This is a genomic window from Caenimonas sp. SL110, assembly GCF_001044395.1.
Lineage (GTDB): Bacteria > Pseudomonadota > Gammaproteobacteria > Burkholderiales > Burkholderiaceae_C > Ramlibacter.
Genome location: NZ_JANU01000057.1, coordinates 1 through 7,244, shown reverse-complemented (window position 1 = coordinate 7,244; position 7,244 = coordinate 1). Strand labels below are relative to the sequence as shown.

Below are 7,244 nucleotides of genomic sequence, written 5' to 3'. Positions count from 1 at the left end.
TCGGTCTGACTTAAACCAAACAGCCTCCACGAGATCCGGGGTGGTTCAAGCACAATGGTCATGAACCATCGCGCATTTCTAGGATTTCTTCCAAAAGTCAGAGAGATCCGATTAAAGAGCGCTGAAAAGTCTTCGCCCTCATCGGCTAAATGAGTTCTTAGACTTTCTACCATCCGCTCCTGCGAAGCTGGAAGATAGCTCACAAACTCAGGTGCTAACACCTCTCGCACGGCCTTGCGAATATCAGGTTCGTAGTCGGGATCCAGCCCGTCTAGCTTGGCGGATTCCACTTTGCCAACGAAGTCGATATCGAACGCTTTCATCAAACTTAACAACTCCGACGCTACTTGTTTAAGCTTCATAAGTTCTCGCAAATTGGGATGCGGTGTTCACTTGATTATTCTTGAACCAAACTTGGCCGGAATATGACTGTAAGCGGCCAGCCAACACATCTTGAACTCTTGCTCGAAGCATAGACGCTCGTGTCCGCTTAACACTGGACGGACACCAACCGGTATCCTCGAAACTCGGGGTGGTTCACGGTGCCTTCGTCTCGCCGCCGCAGTTGCGCTTCGAGTCCTGCGAGCAGTTCATCGGTCTGTTCTGCGGTCAATCGGCATCGTCTTTAGACTCATCGAATAATCTGCAAGTTACATGCTCGCCCCGCGAAGCGCGATAACGGCGGGAGCCGCGCGCCTCGATGGATCTGCTGCCACATAGGCGTCCACCGCCAAGATGACGTACTTCATGAAGTCCTCCCGACGCATGAAGAACTCAGGGTGGCGCAACGTGTACGCATCTTCATTGACACTCGCCTTGAAGCGCATGTCCGCTGGCCAGCCCGGATACGCCGCCTCGTTCTCTTCATCGGATAAGTCGCGGCGCTCGAGCGTCCAACCGGGCTCGCCCTCGATGCCGCCAAGCTGGCTTGCATCTACAACAAGCTCAGCGAGCTCTTGCAGGCGGTTGTCCATAAGCACTACGTTCAAGGCGAACTTGATCGCTGCGTTTTCGTCGAGCTGCGGGGCGAAGTCTCCGAATGCTGCTTTGATGTAGTCCATGTGAGCCTTACTTTATTGGGTGAACGTTACCAACATACGGATTTCCGTACTGGTCAAGGTTGATGTACGTTCGAAAGTTCACGCCACTGCGTGTGACATCGAAGGAAGTGGCCGACGGCTGGCCGAGTATCGTGTCCAGCCCTCCTGGCCGGCGCTGATAGCGTAGCCCAGCATTGTCTGGTCAGAAAATGCGGTTGGGTCATAGACTGTTTTGCTGCCAGAGATCGTCTTGCTTGGTGTCTCCCTTACGTACTTGTAGGAGAGCGTGGAGAAACCATCGGTACTCGTTGGAGAGAGCGTATAGGTCGAGCCTTTCGCGTCCAGAGCAGCTGCCTGCGATCAACCTCGTGGTTAGTCGGCCGCCAAAGCTGTTGCCCAGCTGGCTGCCAACCGCTTGCCCGACACCAGCACCGGCGGCGCTGGCGACGACAATTCTCCAGTTGAACTTGTCCTGCAAACCGGTCGCAACGCCGATGCCTTGGGTCATCTCACCCCCTCACCGCCCCCGAGTAAATTGTGGGAGATCGAGGAGGACGCGCCGGTTTTGCTTGAGGTCATTGCCTCCCGAATATGGGGGTCCAAAGTATCTGGTATGCATATTCTCGAGCTTCCTGTTCGGTTCCTGCGTCGAAGACCTCATAGTCTTCGTTTAGCAGAATGTTCCGCCAGGAGATGTCTTGCCGCGAGAACGCCGATTGCAACTCGTTCTTCAATTTCTCGAAGGTGTCGGGAGACGCTGCCGCCCGCTGATAAAGGCGAACTGAAACTTCATCGCTTAGTCCATCCTCAACGTTGTACGCAGTTCGGAGCATATGCGTGATGGTCGGAAATTCTTTCATACGGGTCCCTATTAACGCGCTGCGGGATACACAGTGATTGTTTCCCAAATGTTCTTCGACGGGTTGAATTCATAGATACCCTGTGCGCTCTGTAGCCCATCGATCCGCTGCAAAGGACCAATGGCTGCTGCATTCGCAGCCTTGTTACCGGTTGCCCAAAGTCGAGCGTACCCTTATCCCAGGTTGACGCCCAGTTCGCCAACATCCTGCGCCTCAACTCGCACTATGGATTGTCCGGGCTGACGCGCCAGGGCGTTCGCAAGGCCACCGTTATTACGAATTGCCAAGTCCGTGTACAGCAGTAAATCATCTGAGTAGAAGGCAGAAGACAAGGGAGGAATTGGGCCGGAGCTGCCGTCGGGCTTGACGCCGGTACTCGCGCGCACAATGAGAGCGGAGTCCGTTACCGATCCGCCGTGCACTGATCTCGCGTGACTGTCCGGATGTGAGGTCAATGGTCCCCAGTCTCCGAACTCGGATCGTCCCCGCATCCCTGCGACCATTCCGGCGCCAGCGGTTCCTGTATTGAACGCCTGTGCCCCGATGGCCGCCCAGTCGCGATTAGGTGTACCTAGGGCACCAATGATTCCGATCCCAGGAGCGCTGCGCACCAAACCTGTGATGCCAGCACCGACCGTGCCGGCAACACCAGCCTGCTGAATGCTCCGAAGCAGTCCGCTCCTGGGCTGATAGCCAAAGGTTTGACCCGTCAATACACTACGCCGCGGTGATGTGGAATTGGCGGTGTAACCCGCAGCCTCACGGACCAAATCGCTCGCGCCAAGAACTGCCCTAGGCAGTGATAGCCAAGCGTCAAGGGCTGAAGCGCCTACGCCTCTGGCCAGTCGGCCTGCCGAGTTGAATGTGAAGAACCCGTCCACTGGGCCAATCGCGCTGATCGACCCAGTTCCTGCGCCTGCAACGTGCGGCTCCATTCCCGTTCGCACTACCTCGCTGGCTCGTACTGCCGTCGCTCTCGCACCCGAGTTCCATTCTTCATAGGCCAGTCCACGGCTAGTAGTTCCCTTTCCAGTCACATACACATTGCTAGAGGCCTTGCCCAGACGGGTTCCAGTTCGATTTGTAGGCGTCAAGACCAAGGCGTCTCTGCAAAGCTAGTAGTACCTCGCATTGGCGAGGTCTTGAGTCATCAGCTCCCTCTGTGGTGGATGGCGGTAGCTGTCGCGTGAACAAAACTAGCCATCGGGTTGCTCACCTTTCACATACTGCGCCCACCCCTTTGCAGCGACTTCTTCGCGTGCTGCCCACCCGGCAGAACCGCCCGCAATAGCAACGTCAAGTTCTGCAACCGCAAAATCTGGCGGTTCGGCGTCAAGCGCATTTGATGCGGATATCAGGCTCGGTGATGCCCACACAGTTTCGCATTCGTCACACATCACCACAAGGCTGTGACCGTCGGCGCAACGACGGATACCTATGACACCAGCTCGACATACGGGACAGCCATCTTGAATGAAGAACATATAGCCTCAGCGAATTGGGAAACCAGTAATTACTTGATTGCCATTGCGAATCACAAGTTGAACATTATTGACGGCGGGATTCCCTAGCGCCGCGCCGCCTTGACCTCCAACCCATCCGATCCGACGACCCATATCAACTGTGTAAACAGCTTTGTTGCCGACGGTGTTCACAGAAACGTTAGATCCGCCTTTCTGTGCAATAGACCACGCTTCATCGACGACGCCTACCACCCCATTTCGACCAGCATCAAATACGCCATGCTCGCCAGCTCGCAAGGGTTGATCTTCAGCGTGCCGCAGAACGTGCACAACTCGATTGCCGTACTGTGCATCAGGACCATATCGCAGTCCCGACTGCGATTCCCAGGTTTCGTTGCCCAAGTACTTCAGGCGTCCCGCGATGTTTGCGCCAGAAGTGCCTGCCGAATCGGTGACTTGCCTTGCCCCGCCAGCGCGTACGCCCCCTCCCGACGACCCCGTCTCCATTCCCAGAATGACGCCAGAAGCAACAGCACTTCCCGCCAGTTGAGATACGTCACCATCTAACTGATACCTAGCAATTGATCGCTGGAATCGCATGGTCGTGAGCAGGACCGGATCGGGCTGCAGGCCTGCCGACAGCATGGTGTTTTGATACCTTGTAGTCAGATCAGCCAGTGCATTGCCGCGTGCAGCCCATCCCTGTGGCGAATCAGGCTGACTGCGCATCAAGGACTGAAGCTCTTTCTCGATTCCAACCGACGCTTTGCCAGCGTCAAGCCCGGAGAGTCTGGTCCCATAGGCGGCCGGGTCCGTGATGGTGGAGCGCCCCGCAAACGGGACCGCACCATAGGTGGATGCATCAGCGGGATTGACGAACCCACGTCCCCCACTAGCACCGCCACCCCAAGCCGTTTGTGGCGCAACTTTACGCACTAATGCACTCTTTGTTGCGGTCGCCGCATCAATCTCGGCATCGCGCATTCCCTCGAGGACTTGCTGTCCCCGCGCTGCGTCCTGCATCGACGACCCTCCGCGCATCACATAGTCGGGAGGCAAATCGTTGCCGTTGACCGTGGACGCGAACGCCGCATATTTAGCCGCGCCCAACTCCGCAAATCGGCGGTCTTCGATGGCTGAGCTCTGCGCAATCGACTCATGCACGCGCCGCGCCTCGTAGGCTTGATCGCTGTGAAGGTCCATTCCGTTAACGTAGGCGCTGGAGGAGTTCGGTCCAACCCCCTGAATTGCAGGCGCCGTACTCAGAGTGTCCGCGATCGATGAACCCAACACATTGCCAAACGCATCCACCGCGACCTGCTGAACGCTGATCTTCCCGCCGCGCAGCAAGGCAGCAGTTGTGCCAGCAGCCAGCCCGGATACCGTTCCTCTGGCGATCTGTCCGCCGTATGCGCCAAGCTCGCTAAATGCATGTGCCTGGCTCAGAGACGCGCTCGTCGCCTGCCCGACGCCCGCTCCTGCTGCACTGGCTAGCACACCTTGCCAGCTGAATTTCTCCTGCATCCCAGTTGCGACGCCGAGGCCCTGCGTGATGCTGTTGCCCAGTGCCGCTTGCGCGACCCGGTTGCCGATTGATCCGGCATAGCCGCTACCCGTAAGGTCAACGCCACTCAATCCGCCACCCACGCCGCCGCTGAGCGCACTCAAGGCGAGTTGTTTGAAGTCGAATCCTTGTTGGGTACCAAGTGCGTTGCCCACGATTTGCCCGGCCACGGAACCTGCGGCTCCGGCGATAGCGCCTGCGGTCATGGATGCGCCCGGCACCGCAGCACCGACGCTCGCCAGCGTAGTACTGCTTAGCGCGGCAGCGCTGACCTCACCGACTGCGGTCACTGCCGCAACGCCTTGTTGCACCAGCTGGTACTGCTGCGTCATCGCAGCCACGATCACCACGACGATGACCACCAGAAGCTGCGCCAGCCAGTCGGTTTTCTTCGGCGGCGGCCGGGGCATGTTCGGGTTCGTATCCCCGATGATTTCTCCGGGGCGGTAGGGCCTGAATGTGTCGGCGTTGTTGGCGCTGGTCTCGGTGCCCGGAATCTTGAGCAACTGACCGGCCTTCAGGTCCGCATTGCTCGTCATGCCGTTCGCATCGGCGATGCGGTACCACAGGCGACTGTCGCCGTACATGGCTTTGGCAATCGCTTCTAGCGTGTCGCCTGCGCCGACGACGTGGACCCTTTGGGCGAGGTCGGGTGTGTTACCCGCCGTTGCCTGATACCCGAAGTTGAATTCGGCGCTGGTTTTAAACACCGGGCTGCCATCCGTGTTGCGGGCCGCCTTGTCGTCGACCATCTCGCCGTAACGGCCGAGGACCTCACCGTTGACGATCAGTTGCCGTTGGATGTGCGAACCCTGTTTCGCGTACAGCACGCGTCCGTTCGCGTCATTCACGAACGTCCGGTTGTTCGCGCCCAGCGTGCTGTCGGTGACCCCGACCAAATACCCGTTGGCGTCATACGTGCTGGTGGACTTGCCACTCAGCTCGGGCTTCTTGTCGTGCACGCCGTCGATGACGGTCTGCACATAACCCTCGCGCTTCTCATACGTGTTGGTGTACTGGTACTGCGTCTTGGCCTCATCGTTGTTCAGGATGTAGCCGAGCATGTTGCCGGCTGCGTCGTAGTTCGCCGTGTTGTCTGCCTTGGTGTAGTACAGGTCGTACTTCAACCCGCCTTCGTTGTTTCTCACCATCTGGCGGATCAGGCGGCCGTTCGCGTCGTACAGGTTGGTGCGGCGCTCGGTGCCGTTGCCGTCGAGCACCGCGCCCTGGCTGTTGGTGCCGTTCAACGCTTTCAGGTAGTTCGTGTCCAGGGGTGTCGCCGCGCCAGTCTGCAGGTGCGGCCCGCCGCGTCGTAGAAGCGGGTGTCCACCCGAACACCATCCCGGTCGATGCCCACCACCTTGCCGCGTGCGTCATAGGTGTAGGCCTCCGTCGTCAAACCAAGGCTTGCGCTGTAGGTGTTGGGCGTCGAGTACGTGTTCTCAAAGTCCCCGTTCGGCCCATACACCGTCTGCGTGTACGTCGTGCCCGGTGTCACCGTGACCTGATTCCCCAACCACGTGTCGCTGATTTTGTTGCCGGCCTTGTCGTATTTGATTTCGTGACCGGTGGTGCCGAGCTCTCCCTTGGCGTTCACGTGCGCCTTGGTCTGGCGGTTCATCGCGTCGTATTCGAAGTAGCGGTCGGTGTCGTGCGTCACTTCGCCCGTGTCTTCGCCCGGCGCAGTGATCACGTGGGTTTTGATGTTGGTGCGGTTACCGACCTTGTCATAGGCCATCGTGACGTAGGCGCGGCCATCGCCCACCCAGGCGAGACGGCCGAAGGTGTCGTAGGCGAGGTGGTTGTCCTAGTAGGTGACGGCCACGTTCACACCGTTGACGTTGGTGAGCTGCGTCGTCTTCTCCCGAATGCGCGCACCCGCGAGGTCATAGGCATACGTCGTGGTCTGGCCCAGGGTGTTGTCCTTGATCTTGACCAGCAGGCCTGCCGCGTCGTAGGTGTAGGCGAGGTTTTGCTGCAACGAGCCTGCGCGAGAGTTGGTGATGCCAATCAGCTGCTTCGCCTTGTCGTAGGCGTACGAGTAAACCGCACCCCCAATGTCCTTGTGATACGTCACCCGCCCGAAGTAGTCATACGTCCACTCGGCCTTGTTGCCGTTACCGTCGACCTCGGCGGTCTTGCGGCCTTGCGTGTCCCACTGCAGCCGCGTGGTGACGCCGGCCTGTTCGACCTTCGTCACATTGCCGCGCAGGTCGTACTCGTAGCTCACGGCTTCGCTGGTGATCGACGTACCGTCATAGCTACTCGTCTGGCGCACCTTGCGGCCCGCCTCGTCGTAGTCGTACTGCTCGACCAC

The 7,244-nt window shown here is 58.7% G+C and carries 6 protein-coding genes; all 6 read right to left on the bottom strand.

Going from position 1 to position 7,244, the window contains the following annotated elements:
• Positions 1-323: hypothetical protein (locus tag AQ12_RS19745; RefSeq protein ID WP_193388009.1), on the bottom strand; the 323-nt coding region annotated here is incomplete at its 3' end.
• Between the two features lie 327 nt (positions 324-650).
• The gene (locus tag AQ12_RS19740) at positions 651-1,061 is read right to left on the bottom strand and encodes a hypothetical protein (protein ID WP_048441685.1); all 411 of its coding nucleotides are present in this window, start codon (positions 1,059-1,061) and stop codon (positions 651-653) included.
• A 199-nt stretch (positions 1,062-1,260) separates the two neighbouring features.
• Entirely contained in the window at positions 1,261-1,548 is a 288-nt protein-coding gene (locus AQ12_RS19735; RefSeq protein WP_048441684.1) for a hypothetical protein, read from the bottom strand.
• Positions 1,549-3,390: 1,842 nt separating this feature from the next.
• Positions 3,391-6,174: a LysM domain-containing protein gene (locus tag AQ12_RS22275; protein WP_053076814.1), complete on the bottom strand. Its 2,784-nt coding sequence runs from the start codon at positions 6,172-6,174 to the stop codon at positions 3,391-3,393.
• 5 nt (positions 6,175-6,179) lie between these two features.
• Entirely contained in the window at positions 6,180-6,665 is a 486-nt protein-coding gene (locus AQ12_RS19720; protein ID WP_152682874.1) for a hypothetical protein, read from the bottom strand.
• Between the two features lie 69 nt (positions 6,666-6,734).
• Positions 6,735-7,244 (bottom strand): hypothetical protein (locus AQ12_RS19715; protein WP_152682873.1); only part of this gene is annotated, 510 nt, incomplete at its 5' end.